The sequence below is a fragment of the Bacillus sp. SDLI1 genome, from assembly GCF_001553895.1.
In the GTDB taxonomy this organism is placed as follows: domain Bacteria; phylum Bacillota; class Bacilli; order Bacillales; family Bacillaceae; genus Bacillus; species Bacillus siamensis.
In genome coordinates, this window is the sequence record NZ_CP013950.1 from 2422180 (window position 1) to 2440070 (window position 17891).

Here is a 17891-nt window from a genome sequence, read left to right on the forward strand (position 1 = left end):
ATTCTGACCGATGTTCCCTTTTAACAGAATCATGTATGATCAATAAAAAAACGCTTTCCAAGAAAGGGGAATGCCAATATGCCTTATCGTATGAAACGAGTGCTGCTGCTTCTTGTCACTGGATTGTTTTTGAGTTTGTGTGCGGTCACTTCTAGTGCTTCGGCTCAAACAGGCGGATCGTTTTTTGAACCTTTTAACAGCTATAACTCCGGATTATGGCAAAAAGCAAATGGTTACTCGAATGGAGATATGTTTAACTGCACTTGGCGTGCAAATAACGTATCCGTGACGTCATCAGGTGAAATGCGTTTGGCGCTGACAAGTCCGTCTTATAACAAGTTTGACTGCGGGGAAAACCGCTCGGCTCAAACATATGGCTATGGACTTTATGAAGTCAGAATGAAACCGGCTAAAAACACAGGGATTGTTTCATCGTTCTTTACTTATACAGGTCCAACGGATGGGACTCCTTGGGATGAGATTGATATCGAGTTTTTAGGAAAAGACACAACAAAGGTTCAATTTAACTATTATACAAATGGCGCGGGAAACCATGAGAAGCTGGCGGATCTCGGATTTGATGCAGCCAATGCCTATCATACGTATGCGTTCGATTGGCAGCCAAACTCTATTAAATGGTATGTGGATGGGCAATTAAAACATACTGCGACAACCCAAATTCCGTCAGCGCCGGGGAAAATCATGATGAATTTGTGGAATGGTACGGGTGTCGATGACTGGCTCGGTTCCTACAATGGCGTAAATCCGCTATACGCACATTACGACTGGGTGCGTTATACAAAAAAATAATGTATAGAAAAGGATTTCCGTCAGCGGAAATCCTTTTCTGATTAAAACGAAATAATCCCAATCAAAAGCGCCGCAATTGTCATGACAATCGTTGTCCCCACAGCCCATTTAATGGTGAATTTTTGATGGCCGCCAAAGCTGACGCTCGCCATTCCGACCAATAGATAGGTGGATGGCACAAGCGGGCTGAGCAGATGCACCGGCTGGCCGAGCAAGGAGGCCCTTCCGATTTCAGCGGCGTCTATTCCGTAAGCGGAAGCGGCTTCGGCGATGATGGGAAGGACACCGAAGTAAAAGGCGTCATTTGACATGAAAAAGGTGAACGGCATGCTGACAATCGCAGTGATCAGCGGGAGGTGCGGGCCCATGGCATCAGGAATGAGTGAAACGAGAGAATGTGCCATCGCATCCACCATTTTTGTACCGGAGAGAATGCCTGTGAATATGCCGGCCGCAAATACCATGGACACGACGTTTAACGCGTTTCCCGCATGCGCCGAGATCCGCTTCTGCTGCTCTTTGACATTTGGATAGTTAACCATCAAGGCGATGGCGAACGCGGTCATGAAAAGAACAGGGAGCGGGAGCAGACTGGTAATCAGCGCGGCCATCAGAGCGACAGTCAGCAGCAGGTTAAACCATTGGAGAGCGGGATGCTTGAGCGGCGCCGCATCCGGATCGGAGGACGGCGCGTGATCAAGCGAAATGACGCCGAGCCGCTTCCGCTCTTTCTTTCCGAGGAGATAAGCAACGGCGATCACCCAAAGAATACCGGCAATCATGGCGGGAATCAGCGGAGTGAAGACCTCTGACGTGTCCAATTTCAAGGAAGCCAAAACCCTCGCCGTCGGTCCGCCCCACGGAATAATATTCATGACCCCTGAACCGAGCATCGCAATTCCCGCTAATATCAAACGGTTCATGCCGAGCCGTTTATAAAGAGGCAGCATCGCCGCAATCGTAATCATATAGGTCGTTGTCCCGTCTCCATCCAGCGAAATGGTCATCGTCAGGACAGCTGTACCGACAGCGATCTTTAACGGATCTCCTTTGACAAATGATAAGATTTTGGCAATGAGAGGATCAAACAGGCCTGAGTCAATCATAATGCCGAAATAAAGGATGGCGAATAACAGCATGATACCGGTAGGAGCGAGGTCTGTCACGCCCTGAATCATCATCCCGCCGAGATCTTTGCCAAATCCGCTGATCAGGGCAAACACAACAGGAACGACAATCAAGGCAATAAGAGCGGAAAGCCGGTTAGACATAATAAGGTACATAAAGACAATGATCATCACAAAACCGAGTATGGCAAGCACGATAGGACCTCCCTTTTTCAACGGTTGTTTTAGTAAGCGCTTCCATGTTTTCTTTCTGTCACGAAGGCTTATTTCAAATGTGTATGACCGCATATTTAGATATAGACCTAAAATCCTATTGAGCCGATCAGCAGTTTATATAGGGAACACCGCGGGTAAATGTGCTGTAGAATGTTTCGTTTTAAAAGGGGGAACTGACATGAGTGATGATCAAAACAAACGAGTAAATGAGCACTCAAAAGACGAGCAGCTTGAGCAGTACAGGTCTGATAACAGCGGGAAGAAAATGACGACCAATCAGGGACTTCGTGTGTCTGAGGATGAGCATTCTTTAAAAGCGGGTGTCCGCGGCCCTACACTGATGGAGGATTTTCATTTTCGTGAAAAAATGACGCATTTTGACCATGAGCGGATTCCGGAACGGGTCGTTCATGCCCGCGGATACGGCGTTCATGGGCATTTTCAGGTGTACGAACCGATGACGGAATATACACGGGCGAAATTTTTACAGGATCCGTCTGTCAAAACGCCTGTCTTCGTCCGTTTCTCAACAGTGGCGGGCTCCAAAGGGTCAGGCGACACAGTCCGTGACGCCAGAGGATTCGCGACTAAGTTTTATACCGAAGAAGGGAATTACGATCTCGTCGGAAACAATATTCCGGTATTCTTCATTCAGGACGCGATCAAGTTCCCGGATCTCGTCCATGCCTTTAAACCGGAACCGCACAATGAAATGCCGCAGGCAGCGACGGCTCATGATACGTTCTGGGATTTTGTCGCCAACAATCCTGAATCCGCGCACATGGTCATGTGGACGATGTCTGACCGCGGCATCCCGCGAAGCTACCGGATGATGGAGGGCTTCGGCGTGCATACATTCCGTTTCGTCAACGAGAAAGGAAAAGCGCGTTTCGTGAAATTCCACTGGAAGCCGGTTCTCGGCGTGCATTCTCTCGTATGGGATGAGGCGCAGAAAATTGCCGGGAAAGATCCCGATTTCCATCGCCGTGACCTGTGGGAGACCATTGAAAACGGCGGCAAAGTCGAGTTTGAGCTCGGTGTTCAGATGATTGACGAAGAAGATGAATTTAAATTTGACTTCGATATCCTTGATCCGACGAAGCTGTGGCCGGAGGAACTGGTTCCCGTCAAGCTGATCGGAAAAATGACCCTCGACCGCAATCAGGACAATGTCTTTGCGGAAACGGAGCAGGTCGCATTCCACCCGGGAAATGTCGTGCCGGGCATTGATTTCACCAATGACCCGCTCCTGCAGGGACGGCTTTTCTCTTATACAGATACACAGCTCATCCGTCTTGGCGGACCGAATTTTCACGAGATTCCGATCAACCGGCCGGTCTGCCCGTTCCATAACAACCAATACGACGGCTACCACCGGATGACGATCAATAAGGGCCCTGTCGCCTATCATAAAAACTCTCTGCAGAACAATGATCCGTCGCCGGCCTCAGAAGAAGAAGGCGGATACGTTCATTATGAGGAAAAAGTAGAAGGCAGAAAAATCCGCCAGCGCAGCGAGAGCTTCAATGACTATTTTTCTCAGGCGAAGATGTTCTGGAACAGCATGTCTCCCGCCGAGAAGGAACATATCATCTCCGCGTTCTGTTTTGAGGTAGGAAAAGTGAAAAGCAAGGATGTGCAGCAGCAGGTGATTGATGTCTTCAGTCACGTCGACGCCGGTCTTGCCGAGCGCGTTGCGAAAGGAATCGGTGTGAACCCGCCGCCAAAGGACCGTGAATCTGATGAAACGTTCACTTCCCCGGCCTTAAGCCAGGAAAATACGGTAAAGACGGCAGCCACAAGGCAGGTCGCGGTTTTAGCCGACCACGGGTTTGCCGATGAGGAAGTCAAACAGTTGCTTGACGCATGCAAACAGGCGGGAGTCAGAGCCGATATCATCAGTCCTGTGCTTGGAACCATCAAGGGAGAAAACGGCACGGAGCTCGAAGCGTCAGCCACTTTCCTGACAGCGGATTCCGTCCTGTATGACGCTGTATTCATTCCGGGCGGACAACATAGCACTGACAGCCTCAAAGCCCAAAAATCGGCTAAAGATTTCGTCAGTGAAGCCTTCAGCCATTACAAAGCGATCGGCGCCTCTGGTGAAGGAAAAGAACTTCTCGCCCTCGCCGCCGGAACCGAAAACGGCCCCGGCCTTGTTCCGGACGGAAACCATGAACAATTTCTGAAGGCCGTGGCTGAGCATCGGCATTGGGACAGAAAAATATAAGAATGACAAAGCGCCTTTCTATGAGAGGGGCGCTTTTTTTCTTGTGAAAGTGAACTATCGGAACGAAGCATTAATATGGGAAGAAAACGAAAATCGCTTCCGTGCACATCCGCACTTCCCGCTGTGAAGTAAATGTTTCACCCTCTTTGGTTTACTTCCGCTCTGTGTTTGTGTATCTTAGGGATAGATTTTCTGGAGGAGCGAATGATAGTGAAGCCGTTTACTGAAAAACAACTCGAAGAATATTACCGGCGTGATGAAAACATGATGATTTTGGTGTTTGCCCAATGGTGCGTCAATCATGACCTTGATCCGATGGCGATTTACAGCAGGGCTTACCCCGGACAGCCTTTAAACGAAGAGCTGCGAAAAACGGCTGAAGAGCTCGTCGTGCCGAAGGAGGAATCAGAACCGATTCCTGATCAAACCGTCATCGGCGTTTTGGAGATGTTCGGCAACTCCGATCTGGCGGAAGCCGTTTATGAAGCCATTGCGCAAAGACCTTCCCGGTAAAAGAGGCATGGATGATCCATGTCTCTTTTTTATGGAGAAAATGTGAGAGAAGGCCCAGAAACAATTTCCTGATCTGCGCTGTCTATAGTGTGTAACCCGTTTTCAAAAAGGGAACGGGTAAATGAAAAGGAGGAGTTGTGATGAAAAAGACATTCAAAATGATGGCGGCCGTGCTTTTGGCAGTGCTGACAGCCGCGCCGTTCGGAGGTTTCGCCCCTTCAGCCGAAGCTGCACAAACCGCAAAGCCCGTTGTCAAAAGCCATACGTATAAGCATGTAAAGCAGCTGACATACCCCGAGGTCACAAATACGGGAAACGCATCTTTTGAAAAGAAAATCAATCAGGACTTCAAACGCTATATTGAAAACTCGTACAAAGAATATGTGAAAAACAAACAAGACGGTGAGAAACAAGGCTATAAAGCGGAATACCAAGCAGACTTCAAGGTGAAGTATAATCAAGGCGGAAAGCTCAGCATTCTGACGGAAAACTACATTTACACAGGCGGCGCACACGGGCTGACATCCGTTCAGACCTTTAATTACGACTTGGCCGCAAAAAAACGGGTCACCCTCCATGATGTGCTGAATACGAAAACGAAAGGTAACAAAACGAGAGACTATCTTTACGGCTACATCAAGAAACATGACGATCTGTTCGATCAGGACGTCAAAAAACAGGAGATCACCCTGAACAACGAAAGACCTTTCTTCTTTACGAAAAACGGCATTGCCGTTGTGTTCGGCCAATACGATCTCGGGCCGTATGCGGCAGGAATCCGGGATGTTTTCGTGCCTGCGTCCGTCTATCAATAAAAAAAAGCGATATCACTCCAGAACGGAGCGGTATCGCTTTTTTATTTTACCAGACAAACAATCCGACAATCGCCGCGCTCAATAAGGAAACGGCAATTCCGCTGACAAGCAGCTTCCAGACGTTTTTCCCGATGATGGCTGATTTTTCACCATCAAGCAGAGATTGATAAGATCCGTAGATCATACCGATGGTGCTGAAGTTTGCGAATGATGTCAGGAATGTCGTCGCCACCGCAATCGTGTGCGGCGGAAGTGAATTCAGATGCCCTTTCAGATCGGCCATCGCCACAAACTCGTTCGTCGCGAGCTTGATGCCCATCAGCTGTGCGACATACATCGCGTCATGTACGCCTAATCCGAGAAGGAAGGCAAATGGGCTGAAAATGTATGAGAAAATCTTTTGAATGGTCAAACCGTGCACGAACAGTCCGAGCACGCCGTTTAACGCGGCGGTTAACGCCACATACCCGATCACCATCGCTAAGATGACAATCACCATGTTCATGCCGACAAGCATACTGTTAGAAATCGTAGAGAAGAAGTCTTTTTTCTCCGCTTTTGAAGGTACGTAAATGATATCGTCCTCTTTAGAAACGTCAACGGGATTCAGCATATTTGCGATTAAAAGCGCGTTTAAGCAATTCAGCAGGATGGCTGTAAACACATAAGTGGACGGAACCATCGTCAAGTACGATCCGATGATTGAGCCGCTGATGCTGCTCATGCTCATCAGCCCGAATGTCAGAAGCCGGTTGTTGTTGACGGCGGCAAGCTGCTGGCGGATGACGGCTAAGGCTTCCGTATTTCCTAAAAACATCATCTGAATGGAGAAAAAGCTCTCCAGCTTCGGCAGACGGGATATTTTAGAAATCAGCCAGCCGATTTTATCAATGAGCCACGGCAGAATACCGAAATACGACAGCATATCAAAGAAGGTCACGACGAAGATAATCGGCAGCAATGCGCTGAAGAAAAAATCAACCGTCGGATTGGCCATGACAGACGGAAAAGCGAACGCAATCCCTTGACTGGCGCAGGAAATCAGCCATGTAAAGAAGGCGCCGATCTTCCCGATGACAAATCCGCCGACTTTTGTCCCTAACATAAACCAAGTAATCAGAAACTCAAAGACGAGGAGCATGACAATCGGGCGCCATTTAATCTTCTTCTTGTTGGGAGAGCATAAGAAAACAACAGCCATGACAACAATGAGACCGACAATGTTCAATAAAAAGTACATGTGAGCAACTCCTATAAGGGTATTATGGAAATAAAAAAAGCTCTTATTCGTCACAAATTCCTGAAAGCCAGAAAGTGTGATAAATAAGAGCCAAAAGAAAAGAATAGACTGACAGCATCATATGCTTTTCACTCGTTCAAATTTATGCAAACTTTCTTGTAGTCTAGTCTTTTACGGCACTAGGTAGAAACAATCAGACCATATTACTGATCATATACAAGAATAACGATATTACATGAGATAGCAGTATTTTATCGTTTCAATTTTTGAAAATCAACCTTTTTAGATATTTTCAAAATAATAAATTTATATTATAAATAAAGAAAATAAAGGATATATAAAAGTAATTGGATAATAAAGGTATAAAACGCCCCTAAAAACCGTTCCGGTTCATTGTAAATACTGGATGCATATGGTAAAATGGATCTGAGGGCACAGCCTTCAAAAGGCGGCAGAAAAGGGGTCATTTTCGTGATCATCCAGTTCATTCGTTACAGATAATGAGAGGTATAGATAAATAGGTTAAACCTTCCAATTTAGCAAGGTTTATTTGTCTATGCCTTTTTCATTTCATCAAAATAACGAATGAATGAGGTGTTTTTTTGGCGCCGATGAAAAGAAAACGCGCGGAATTACTGCAATCATGCCAGTCCGTATTCAGGTGTCCGCTATGCCGTACGGCCATGGCGGTCTCCCAAAATCAAAGCTTGATATGCGGAAACGGGCATACATTTGATATATCAAAACAAGGATATGTGAATTTCCTCAATAAAGCGGTCAAAACACGCTATGACAGGCAGCTGTTTGAAGCGAGACGCGAGCTTTTTGACAGCCGGGAGTTTTTTGCGCCGGTTCAAAAAAAGATCGCCGCCATCATCAGCCGTACGCAATCTCCGCAAAAACAGGCGGCGGTATTGGATGCGGGATGCGGAGAGGGCTCTCATTTAGCCGCCGTATGCCGATTGCTGCAGCCCGCTTTTTCTGTGACGGGAATCGGCATTGATCTCTCGAAAGAAGGTGTGCTGCATGCGGCAAAGGGCTTCGGGGATCAAATGATTTTTGCCGTCGCTGATGTGGCGGATGCGCCGTTTGCCGAAAGCTGTTTTGATGTCGTGATGTCTGTTTTATCACCTTGGAATTACAAGGAATGCAGCAGGCTTTTACGAAAGGGCGGCACAGTCATTAAAGCGGTGCCGCGGCGTGATTATTTGAAGGAAGTAAGGGAATTCTTTTTCGGAGACAGTCTCCGGCGGAATGACACCGCCGATTCAGCGGCCTGCCGTTTCCAAGCGGGCTTTCAAATCTTTGATCGCAAACGGCTGCGTTACACGAAGACGTTATCGCAGCCTGATCTTGAACGGCTTGTGAAAATGACGCCCCTAACATGGAAATGTACTGAAGAAAGCATTCAGCGGTTTATCGGCCGAAAAGCGGCTGATATCACGATAGATATCGAAGTTTTAATCGGGACCGATCCGCTGTAAAACGGAAAAGACACGCTATTAGCGTGTCTTTTTTTTATTTCCAGACTTCACCGGCGATGTCGACGACATGGCGCAGTTTTGCCCATTGCTGTTCTTCTGTGATCAGGTTTCCTTCCTCAGTGGAAGCGAATCCGCATTGCGGGCTGAGGCAAAGCTGATCCAGGCTGACATATTGAGAAGCTTCTTCAATCCGGCGTTTAATCGCGTCCTTGTCTTCGAGATCGCCGTGTTTCGACGTAATCAAACCGAGTACAAGCTGAAGATCAGAGCGTTTGACATAACGGAGCGGTTCAAAGCCGCCGGAGCGGGAATCATCATATTCCAAGAACAATCCGTCAAGGTCAAGCCCGTCAAAAATCGTTTCCGCCGCCGCATCATATCCGCCTTCAGCCGTCCATGTGGACTGGAAGTTGCCGCGGCAGATATGCATCGTAACCTTCAAGTCGGCAGGACGATCCTTAATGGCGTCATTAATAGAAGCTGCGAACAGCCTGCGCAGCTCATCCGGCGTCGTTCCGAATGCTTCAATCTGGCGAAGCCCCGCTTCCGATAAGAAAACGGCCCATGCGGTATCATCGAGCTGAAGATAGCGGCATCCGGCGTCATAGAAAGCTTGAATCGCTTTTTTATACGCCTTTGATACATCATGCTGAAATTGTTTGTAATCATTCTGATACGCCGCTTTTTCCAATTTTCCGCGGAAAAACAACATATTCGGGCTTGGAATCGTCATTTTTGGAACAGCATCGCCGGCAATGCTGTGAAGAAATTTATAATCTTCGAGCATCGGATGCTGAGAAAAATCAATATCTCTCGTTACTTTAATGCCGCGCGCTTTCGTCTGTACATTGTGAAACTGAATGCCGCTATCTGGCGTAAACGCTTCGACGCCGTCTAAGTTTTCGAGAAAATCAAAATGCCACCAGGCCCGGCGGAATTCGCCGTCAGTCACGACATTGAGGCCGGTTTCTTTCTGCTTTTTTACGCTGCGGATGATTTCTTGGTTTTCGATTTCGCGCAGCTGTTCTGCCGAAATCTCACCCGCCGCTCTTTGCAGGCGGGCTTGCTTCACAGCCGCCGGCCGGAGCAGGCTTCCGACCTGATCCGCGCGAAACGGCGGGTTTTTTCTAAGAAGAGTGTGCAATGGTTGTTCTGTGTTTTGCTGTGACATGAACGATTCCTTCTTTCCTCAATGAAATATAAAAAGCTCTTCCCTTGGATAGGGAAGAGCTTGCGTCCGCAAATCTCAACCTTATCTTCAGGATTTAGCACCATTCTGCTGAACAGCGGTTGCCGGGTATCATAGGGCCAGTCCCTCCACCTCTCTTGATAAGGAAATATGCTATTTTTCAGAATAAACTGTAATACTCTTAATCTTAGTATATTATCTTATATTGTCAATATATTTCGATAAATATTTTTATTTATCACCCTCAAATAGAATCATATCTATCACGATTGCGATCGCAAGACAAAGAACAATATCCTCTTCATTTTCAATCTCCAAATGATAAGAATCGCCCCAGCTCATCCATGATTTGGTGACGGTCATCCGGTTTGATTTCCCGTCTGTCACTTGAAAATTCCGTCCCCGCACATCGCCGGTAATATCCCAGCCGACTCCGGAAATTTCAAATTTCGGTTTGAAAAACGTCATTTTCTTGATGACTTGGCATACAGGCTTGCCGCCGACGGAAATTTCGTAACGGGGAACGAGCGACATCAGTTTCTGACTGACGCTGGCGAGCGTGCGGCCGTCCAAATCAGTCAGCTTCAATTCATCACCGAACGAAAACAGCTTTCCTTCAACATTGTAGACTTCTTTTCCGCTTTCAAGAAACACTTGAAACCGATTCTTAAACGTAAACATCCGCTCTTTGATATAAAAATGATACATAAAAAAACTCCTTTTTTATGTTGTACGTAAAAAGGAGACGGATGGTTTCATATTGGAGGGGTGCACAAAAAAAGGCTGCCGATTTTGCGGCAGCTGTCGTTTTTATGATAGCGGCATCCGGCGTTTCTGACGGATCGCATTTAAATCAATGATGTTATTCGTGTCGGCAGCTGTCACCAGCGGGCTTGTCTTTGGCGTTTTCCGGCGGTTGTCCTTACTGAAAGAGAAAACCAGGTATCCTGTCAAAGCAGCAAAAATAAGTAGCATCATTTTACATACCTCCCAAAAAAAGTTTTGGTATTATTATTGTACGAAAAAACAAACGAAAAGTATTCAAACAATTGTCACTTTTTTAAAAAATAAAGACATTTTCCGTAAAAATGACTATGATCTGCGGTTGATTTTGCTCTTGTTGTGGTTCTATAGATTGTATCGGCTGCTGAGTGATGATCGTTTATATGACTTTTCGACTATTTTTTGACAGTGCCTAATTAACTAATGCAGTGTTTTCGTTTGCCTTGTGTTATTCAGTACCCTAAAAAATCCTGCGATATGCAAAATAAACTGCTTCTAACGGAAGATTATGATTTGATAGCGCTTTCCTTATTTTTTGTAAGAAAACGAGATGTTATCTTACAAAAAATCGTCTGAACATTTTCCGCAGCTTTTTAAAAGGGTTCGATTTCGTCTCCAGAACGCGGGGGTCTTTTAAGGTTTTTTTTAATTCATTTGCTACAGTGCCTCTTGCCATAGTCTTCACTCCCTCCTTCCAATTCATACCTTATATACGGAAAGAAAGAAGGAAAGGTTTCATGTGAAAGAAAAAAACCAAAGCAGGGAGCTTTGGTTTTACGCGCGTTCTTCAAACAGCCTGGCGATCTCAACAATGACGTTTACCGCCTTTTCCATATGGTCGACGGAAATGTATTCATATTTTCCGTGGAAGTTTTCGCCGCCCGTGAAGATGTTCGGTGTCGGCAGTCCCATGTAAGAGAGCTGTGATCCGTCGGTTCCGCCCCGGATCGGTTCGATAATCGGTTCGATGCCGAGGTTTTTCATGGCTTGATAGGCGATGTCGACAATTTCTTTGACCGGTTCGATTTTTTCTCTCATGTTGTAATATTGATCATGCAGTTCAAGCTTGATGCTTTCCTTGCCGTATTTAGCCGCAAGCGCGTCGGCGGTTTTCTGCATAAATTCTTTTCGTTCTGTAAAGCGGTCTCTGTCAAAGTCTCTGATGATGTACGACAGGGCGGCTTCAGAAACGTCTCCGTTCATTGAATTTAAGTGATAGAAGCCTTCATACCCTTCCGTATATTCCGGCGCTTCTTCTTTCGGCAGCGCGTGATGAAATTCCATCGCGATTTTTGAAGCGTTGACCATTTTGTTTTTCGCCGTTCCGGGGTGAACGCTTTTTCCGTAACAAGTAAGCTTTGCGGAGGCTGCGTTAAAGCTTTCATATTGCAGTTCGCCGAGGGGGCCTCCGTCTATCGTGTAGGCGAATGCGGCGTTGAAGCGGCCGACATCGAATTTGTGAGGCCCTCTGCCGATTTCTTCATCCGGCGTGAATGCGACCCGGATCGTCCCGTGTTTGATGTCCGGATGTTTGATCAAGTACACCATTGCCGTCATGATTTCGGCAATGCCCGCTTTGTTGTCGGCTCCGAGCAGCGTCGTGCCGTCGGTTGTAATCAGCGTCTGGCCTTTATAGCGGGAAAGCTCCGGGAACTGCTCAGGCGACAGGATGACGTTGAGTTTGTCATTCAGAACGATATCATGTCCGTCATAGCTTTCAATAATTTGAGGATTCACATTTTTTCCGGTGAAATCAGTCGCTGTATCTACGTGGGCCAGAAAACCGATCGTCGGCACGTCTTTATCCGTATTTGCCGGAAGAGTCGCCATGACGTATCCATTGTCATCGACTGTGATTTCTTTCATGCCGATCGACTTTAATTCATCTGCCAGCATGTTGGCCAATGTCAGCTGTCCGGGGGTGGATGGGCAGTTTTCATTGTTTTCGTCAGACTGTGTATCGACTTTTACATAAGAAGTAAAGCGTGCAATGATTTCGTTTTTCATACCGTCATCTCCTTTGTCTTATCTTACCATGTGCGGGGGAGGGATTTCTATTTCACAACCCGTTTGAATTACGCGAATGAAAACAAAATATGAAGAAACGATGACTAAACGATTAAACTTTCTGAAAATGGATGATTGAGGAAGAAAAAAACTATATAATATGGTCAATTCATTCAATAGGGAGGCTTTCTTCATGGCGATTTTAGTGACAGGCGGAGCGGGTTATATCGGGAGCCACACATGTGTTGAGCTGTTAAACAGCGGCTATGACATCGTGGTTCTGGATAATCTGTCAAATAGTTCACCGGAAGCATTGGAACGTGTGAAAGACATTACCGGAAAAGGGCTTGTGTTTTATGAAGCGGATCTCCTTGACCGTGACGCCGTTCACCGGGTGTTTGCTGCAAATGAGATTGAAGCCGTCATTCATTTTGCGGGTTTAAAAGCGGTCGGTGAGTCTGTGGCTGTTCCGCTCCGTTATTATCATAATAATCTGACGGGGACGTTTATTTTATGTGAAGCCATGCAGGCACACGGTGTGAAAAAAATCGTCTTCAGCTCATCAGCGACGGTTTACGGCGTTCCGGAAACAACGCCGATCACCGAAGATTTTCCGTTAAGCGCGACCAATCCTTACGGGCAGACGAAGCTGATGCTGGAACAGATTTTGCGCGATCTGCATAAGGCGGACCCTGAATGGAGCATTGCGCTGCTCCGCTACTTTAATCCGTTCGGCGCGCATCCGAGCGGCCGGATCGGAGAAGACCCGAACGGCATCCCGAATAATTTAATGCCGTACGTCGCCCAAGTGGCTGTCGGCAAGCTTGAGCAATTGCAGGTGTTCGGCAATGATTATCCGACAAAGGACGGCACCGGCGTGCGGGATTACATCCATGTCGTTGACCTTGCCGAGGGCCACGTCAGAGCGCTTGAAAAGGTGCTGGACACAACGGGCGCCGACGCCTATAATCTCGGCACGGGAAGAGGCTACAGCGTTCTTGAGATGGTCAAGGCGTTTGAAAAAGTATCGGGAAAAGAAGTGCCGTACCGTTTTGCCGACCGGCGCCCGGGAGACATTGCCGCATGCTTCGCAGACCCGGCAAAAGCGAAGGCAGAATTAGGCTGGGAAGCAAAGCGCGGCCTTGAAGAAATGTGCGCCGACTCTTGGAAGTGGCAGTCCTCCAATGTGAACGGGTATCAAAAGGTGTAAAAAGAAAGAGACCTTCAAATGGCGAAGGTCTCTTTTGTTATGATCATTATTTAACTTTCACTTCAACATCGTTGCTGAATTTTAATTTCCAAGTGCCTTTAGAGTATGCGTTTTTATCAACTTCAAAAGCTTTTACGTCAGTAACTTTAATGTTCGGGTTCAAGTCACTTAAAATTTTACTGTTGTCTACTTTTGTTTCCGTTGCATAGCTTGAAGAAGCATCAATATCTGAATCATAGGATGTTCCTTTAGAATCTACTAATTTTGCTCTTGGAATGGAGAAAGAGCTTAACGGCTTGTCTGACACATTTTTAACTGTGTATTGAACAGCTACGATAACGCCGCCGTCAGACGCTTTTTTCTCGACAAATTGAGAGCCTACTGAATCTCTTTTTTCCACTTTCGTCACAGTCACTTCTGTTTTTTCAGTCTTAACAGTATCACCGATGTTATACAGTTTTTCCTTGGACTCCGCAGCTTTTGAGGACGCAGTTTTAGATGATGAAGATCCGCCTCCGCCGCCGAGATTTACGAGAATGATAATAACCACTACTGCCAGAAGCAATGTGATGATTTTATGTCTCATAAAAAAGTTTCTTTGATCTTTACCGCAGTTTGGGCATTTTTTAACGCCTTTAGCGATTTCTTTGCCGCATGCCTTACAAGACACTAAGTTGACTGCCATAATATTTCCTCCTATGTAAACTATTTCTTGAAAACTACATACTATAATGCCTGTAAAATAACCTATAGTCAATACAATTTTGAGAAAAATAGTATTTTGATGATTTTTTAGTCATGTATTTTAAGGGCCTTTATTAGTATCGGCAGATCGTTCGAATTTTTCATAGGTTATTGAAAAAAGAGTGGTTGAACATGCTCGTGATTTCCCGTATAATCTTGAAAGAAATACAAAAACTGAACATAAAAAACAGTGGTTTTCTAGGGTTCCGCAATGCTGAATTGGTCTGGACCGAGAGAAAACACACAGCAGGTTTTTTGCTGTGACACGGTGGGATAAAAGCCCGGGAGTTTCTGCTCTTTTGATGAAGAGTGCTCTCCCGGGCTTTTTTGATTTTATAAAAAGGGAGTGTCTGGGATGAAAAAGAGGTTGCTGGATGTGCTGATGCTGATGATTGGGGCTTTTATCTTCGCATTGGCCGTTAATTTATTCGCCATTCCGAATGATCTTGGAGAGGGCGGGGTAACGGGGATTACCTTGATCTTGTATTATGTGTTTGAATGGTCGCCCGGGGTGACGAATATCATTTTGAACGGGATCTTATTGATCATCGGATATAAGTTTTTAGACGGTAAAACAACGCTTTATACGATCATTACCGTTGTCGCCAACTCGCTGTTTCTGCATCTGACGCATGACTGGCACTCGCCGTCACATGAACTCATTATTAATACTATTTTTGCAGGTGTGTTTGCCGGTGTCGGAATCGGAATCATTATCCGAGTCGGAGGCACGACTGCGGGATCCGCCATTTTGGCGAGGATTGCGAACAAATATCTCGATTGGAATATCAGCTATGCGCTTTTGTTCTTTGATCTGATTGTCGTCTTCAGTTCTTATTTCATCATCGGTGCGGAAAAAATGATGTTTACCATTGTGATGCTGTACATTGGAACGAAGGTGATGGACTTTATCATTGAAGGGCTGAATACGAAAAAAGCGGTGACGATCATATCTGAGCATAAGCACGAAATCGCTGAGCAGGTCAACACGCTTATGGACAGAGGGGTGACGCTGCTGTCGGGTAAAGGGAATTACACGGGGCAGTCGAAAGAAATTTTATATATCGTCATCCAGAAACAAGAGCTCTCCATGCTCAAGAAAATTATTAAAAGCTGTGATACAAAGGCGTTTGTCATTGTTCATGATGTGCGAGACGTCTTTGGTGAAGGATTCGTCGATATCTCTAAATAAAAAAGATCCCTCTGCCGGTGCGGAGGGTTTTTTATATACCGGGGAGAAACGGTATGATCCGTTTCCCGGGAAATAGCCGGAAAGCTGTTTCTAAAATGAAGTAGATACAACCCGCCGGACGTTTTATACTGAAAATATAATAGAGCGATAGAGAGGAGCGCATATGAACCCGTTATTGGCAATTTACCCGAGGGCTGTGCTGTCTGATACGTGCTGTGCGGCAGAGGATGTCTTTTGTTTTTATGATGAGAAGAGGCGGGTCTATGTCGCCATTCCGAAGGAGGATATCACCCCGAAGGAGAAACTGCTTCTGGAATCATTTTTGACGCCCGCTGAAGAAAAAGGCGATTTTTTTGCGGAGACGGCGGCAGCAAAGAGGTGGCGGCAGTTTCTGCTGGAAGAAGGTCCGGTGCCTGATGTCAAGGAGCCTCGTGTCCGTTTTATCCATTATGACTTATTGGGAGAACGGGACTGGGAGGCATTTACGGAAGCGCTGCGCCATTTCTGGCCGGTTTCATATACAGTTGTCCGGACGGGAAGGGATCAAGGCGTGATTGTAGAGGAAGAAAAGCTTGAAGCCCCTGATCCGGATGATATCGCATCTTTTGTAAAGGTTTCTGAATGCGATTTTTATTTCAGGGTCCGTTTCTTCATCGGGAGGTATTACGGTGCCGGGGAACGTCTGCGCCTTCATTATCGGAGAGAACAGCAATATTTTCAGATTGGAAGGCATCATCTCCCGCAGCTGAGCACGCTGACTGCGGAAACGGTATTTCCGGCCATGCTCTCGGAAGAAAGCCGAGATAAGCTCTCTGCATTGCTTCACGAAGAGGCGGTGTTGCTGTTTCAGAAAGAACCGGAGCTGAAGCATACGATTCAGACTTTTATTGAACATAACTCAAACATGTCGCTCACATCGAAAAAACTGCATTTGCACCGCAACAGTCTTCAATATCGGATTGATAAATTTGCGGAACGCTCAGGTATTGATATAAAGACATATCGGGGCGCCCTGCTGGCTTATTTCATTTGCCTGCAGTATGAAAAATCACAGTAAATGGGAAATGTGCACGGAGGCTGCCGGCTTTTTTTATGAACATTGCCTATACACGCCGCCGCCGAAGGCTGTTACAATCCTATTTAAGAAAGCGTTTACAAATAAAGGAGGATATACATGGCGGAACTTCGGCTCGAGCATATTTATAAGTATTACGATCAAAAAGAAGCGGCTGTCGATGATTTTAACCTTCATATTAAAGATAAAGAGTTTATCGTGTTTGTCGGTCCGTCGGGATGCGGAAAGTCGACAACATTGCGGATGGTTGCCGGGCTGGAAGACATCTCGAAGGGCGATTTTTATATCGGAGACACGAGAGTGAATGATATCGCTCCTAAAGACAGGGATATCGCCATGGTGTTCCAAAACTATGCGCTGTATCCGCATATGACGGTTTATGATAATATCGCTTTCGGTCTGAAGCTGAGAAAGATGCCGAAACCGGAGATTAAAAAACGGGTCGAAGAAGCAGCGAAAATGCTGGGGCTCACAGAGTATCTGCACCGCAAACCGAAGGCGCTCTCCGGCGGGCAGCGGCAGCGTGTTGCATTAGGACGAGCGATCGTCAGGGACGCCAAAGTGTTTTTAATGGATGAGCCGCTGTCAAATCTGGACGCAAAGCTTCGGGTGCAGATGCGGGCTGAAATTATTAAACTCCATCAAAGACTGCAAACAACTACGATCTATGTGACGCACGACCAAACAGAGGCGCTGACGATGGCGACACGCATTGTAGTCATGAAGGATGGGAAGATTCAGCAGATCGGCACGCCGAAAGAAGTCTATGAACATCCGGAAAACGTTTTTGTCGGCGGGTTCATCGGCTCCCCCGCGATGAACTTTTTTAAAGGAAAGCTGACTGACGGCGCTATTCAGATCGGTTCAGCCGCTCTCAGCGTGCCGGAAGGGAAAATGAAAATGCTCCGGGAAAAAGGCTATGCCGGTAAAGATGTCATCTTCGGCATCCGCCCGGAAGACATACATGACGAGCTGATTGTGGTAGAATCCTATAAGAGTTCATCCATCACAGCTAAAATCAATGTCGCGGAATTGCTCGGGTCAGAAATTATGGTTTATTCCCGGATCGGGGATCAGGATTTTATCGCCCGGATTGATGCCCGCCATGACATTCATGCCGGTGAGGAAGTGACCGTCGCTTTCGACATGAATAAAGCTCATTTTTTCGACAGTGAAACAGAAATCAGAATCCGCTCATAACGCAAAGCCGGACAGCTGGATGTCCGGCTTTTAAACAATTTTTGCCCGTCGGCCGA

Annotated in this window: 16 protein-coding genes and 3 riboswitches; of the genes, 9 read left to right on the forward strand and 7 right to left on the reverse strand. The window is 46.4% G+C overall.

Annotated elements, in window-relative coordinates; all coding sequences use genetic code 11:
• The first annotated feature begins 78 nt into the window (after positions 1-78).
• Complete coding sequence (gene bglS / locus AUL54_RS11645) at positions 79-810, forward strand: beta-glucanase (protein ID WP_016937456.1); 732 nt, start codon at positions 79-81, stop codon at positions 808-810.
• 41 nt (positions 811-851) lie between these two features.
• Here the strand turns inward: bglS and citH are convergent, their stop codons facing one another.
• Positions 852-2132, reverse strand: coding sequence for a citrate transporter CitH (gene citH / locus AUL54_RS11650; RefSeq protein WP_060963923.1), 1281 nt, complete (start codon positions 2130-2132; stop codon positions 852-854).
• Positions 2133-2331: 199 nt separating this feature from the next.
• Between citH and AUL54_RS11655 the strand changes: the two genes are divergently transcribed.
• From AUL54_RS11655 to AUL54_RS11665, 3 genes are all read left to right on the forward strand, one after another.
• Entirely contained in the window at positions 2332-4383 is a 2052-nt protein-coding gene (locus AUL54_RS11655; protein WP_060963924.1) for a catalase, read from the forward strand.
• Between the two features lie 204 nt (positions 4384-4587).
• The gene (locus tag AUL54_RS11660) at positions 4588-4896 is read left to right on the forward strand and encodes a hypothetical protein (protein WP_016937459.1); all 309 of its coding nucleotides are present in this window, start codon (positions 4588-4590) and stop codon (positions 4894-4896) included.
• Positions 4897-5036: 140 nt separating this feature from the next.
• A complete protein-coding gene (locus AUL54_RS11665; RefSeq protein ID WP_045925538.1) occupies positions 5037-5711 on the forward strand; it encodes a DUF3298 and DUF4163 domain-containing protein in 675 nt (224 codons plus the stop codon).
• Between the two features lie 46 nt (positions 5712-5757).
• Here AUL54_RS11665 and AUL54_RS11670 read toward each other — a convergent pair whose 3' ends face one another.
• The gene (locus tag AUL54_RS11670) at positions 5758-6951 is read right to left on the reverse strand and encodes a NupC/NupG family nucleoside CNT transporter (protein WP_060963925.1); all 1194 of its coding nucleotides are present in this window, start codon (positions 6949-6951) and stop codon (positions 5758-5760) included.
• Positions 6952-7090: 139 nt separating this feature from the next.
• Positions 7091-7191, reverse strand: a riboswitch (purine riboswitch).
• Positions 7192-7553: 362 nt separating this feature from the next.
• On the opposite strand from AUL54_RS11670, the gene AUL54_RS11675 reads away from it, so the two are divergent.
• Positions 7554-8435, forward strand: coding sequence for a putative RNA methyltransferase (locus AUL54_RS11675; protein WP_101605351.1), 882 nt, complete (start codon positions 7554-7556; stop codon positions 8433-8435).
• Between the two features lie 34 nt (positions 8436-8469).
• Here AUL54_RS11675 and AUL54_RS11680 read toward each other — a convergent pair whose 3' ends face one another.
• The 4 genes from AUL54_RS11680 to pepT all read right to left on the reverse strand — a co-directional run bounded on the left by AUL54_RS11680 (position 8470) and on the right by pepT (position 12414).
• A complete protein-coding gene (locus AUL54_RS11680; RefSeq protein ID WP_060963927.1) occupies positions 8470-9606 on the reverse strand; it encodes a 5-methyltetrahydropteroyltriglutamate--homocysteine S-methyltransferase in 1137 nt (378 codons plus the stop codon).
• Positions 9607-9684: 78 nt separating this feature from the next.
• Positions 9685-9771, reverse strand: a riboswitch (SAM riboswitch).
• An 84-nt stretch (positions 9772-9855) separates the two neighbouring features.
• The gene (locus tag AUL54_RS11685) at positions 9856-10332 is read right to left on the reverse strand and encodes an LURP-one-related/scramblase family protein (protein ID WP_060963928.1); all 477 of its coding nucleotides are present in this window, start codon (positions 10330-10332) and stop codon (positions 9856-9858) included.
• Positions 10333-10434: 102 nt separating this feature from the next.
• Positions 10435-10602 carry a hypothetical protein gene (locus AUL54_RS21505; protein WP_003150808.1) on the reverse strand — a complete coding sequence of 56 codons (168 nt, stop codon included), beginning with the start codon at positions 10600-10602 and terminating at the stop codon, positions 10435-10437.
• Between the two features lie 579 nt (positions 10603-11181).
• Positions 11182-12414, reverse strand: a complete 1233-nt coding sequence (gene pepT / locus AUL54_RS11690; RefSeq protein WP_060963929.1) for a peptidase T — start codon at positions 12412-12414, stop codon at positions 11182-11184.
• Positions 12415-12607: 193 nt separating this feature from the next.
• On the opposite strand from pepT, the gene galE reads away from it, so the two are divergent.
• Entirely contained in the window at positions 12608-13624 is a 1017-nt protein-coding gene (gene galE, locus AUL54_RS11695) for a UDP-glucose 4-epimerase GalE (RefSeq protein WP_060963930.1), read from the forward strand.
• Between the two features lie 46 nt (positions 13625-13670).
• Here galE and AUL54_RS11700 read toward each other — a convergent pair whose 3' ends face one another.
• Positions 13671-14210 (reverse strand): DUF4352 domain-containing protein, encoded by a 540-nt coding sequence (locus tag AUL54_RS11700; RefSeq protein WP_145930780.1) that lies wholly within the window; start codon positions 14208-14210, stop codon positions 13671-13673.
• 345 nt (positions 14211-14555) lie between these two features.
• Positions 14556-14658: riboswitch (guanidine-I (ykkC/yxkD leader) on the forward strand.
• A 65-nt stretch (positions 14659-14723) separates the two neighbouring features.
• Here AUL54_RS11700 and AUL54_RS11705 point away from each other — a divergent pair.
• From AUL54_RS11705 to AUL54_RS11715, 3 genes are all read left to right on the forward strand, one after another.
• Positions 14724-15560 (forward strand): YitT family protein, encoded by an 837-nt coding sequence (locus tag AUL54_RS11705; protein WP_016937469.1) that lies wholly within the window; start codon positions 14724-14726, stop codon positions 15558-15560.
• Positions 15561-15723: 163 nt separating this feature from the next.
• The gene (locus AUL54_RS11710; RefSeq protein WP_060963932.1) at positions 15724-16617 is read left to right on the forward strand and encodes a PucR family transcriptional regulator; all 894 of its coding nucleotides are present in this window, start codon (positions 15724-15726) and stop codon (positions 16615-16617) included.
• Between the two features lie 117 nt (positions 16618-16734).
• Positions 16735-17835, forward strand: a complete 1101-nt coding sequence (locus tag AUL54_RS11715) for an ABC transporter ATP-binding protein (protein ID WP_060963933.1) — start codon at positions 16735-16737, stop codon at positions 17833-17835.
• Positions 17836-17891: the final 56 nt, after the last annotated feature.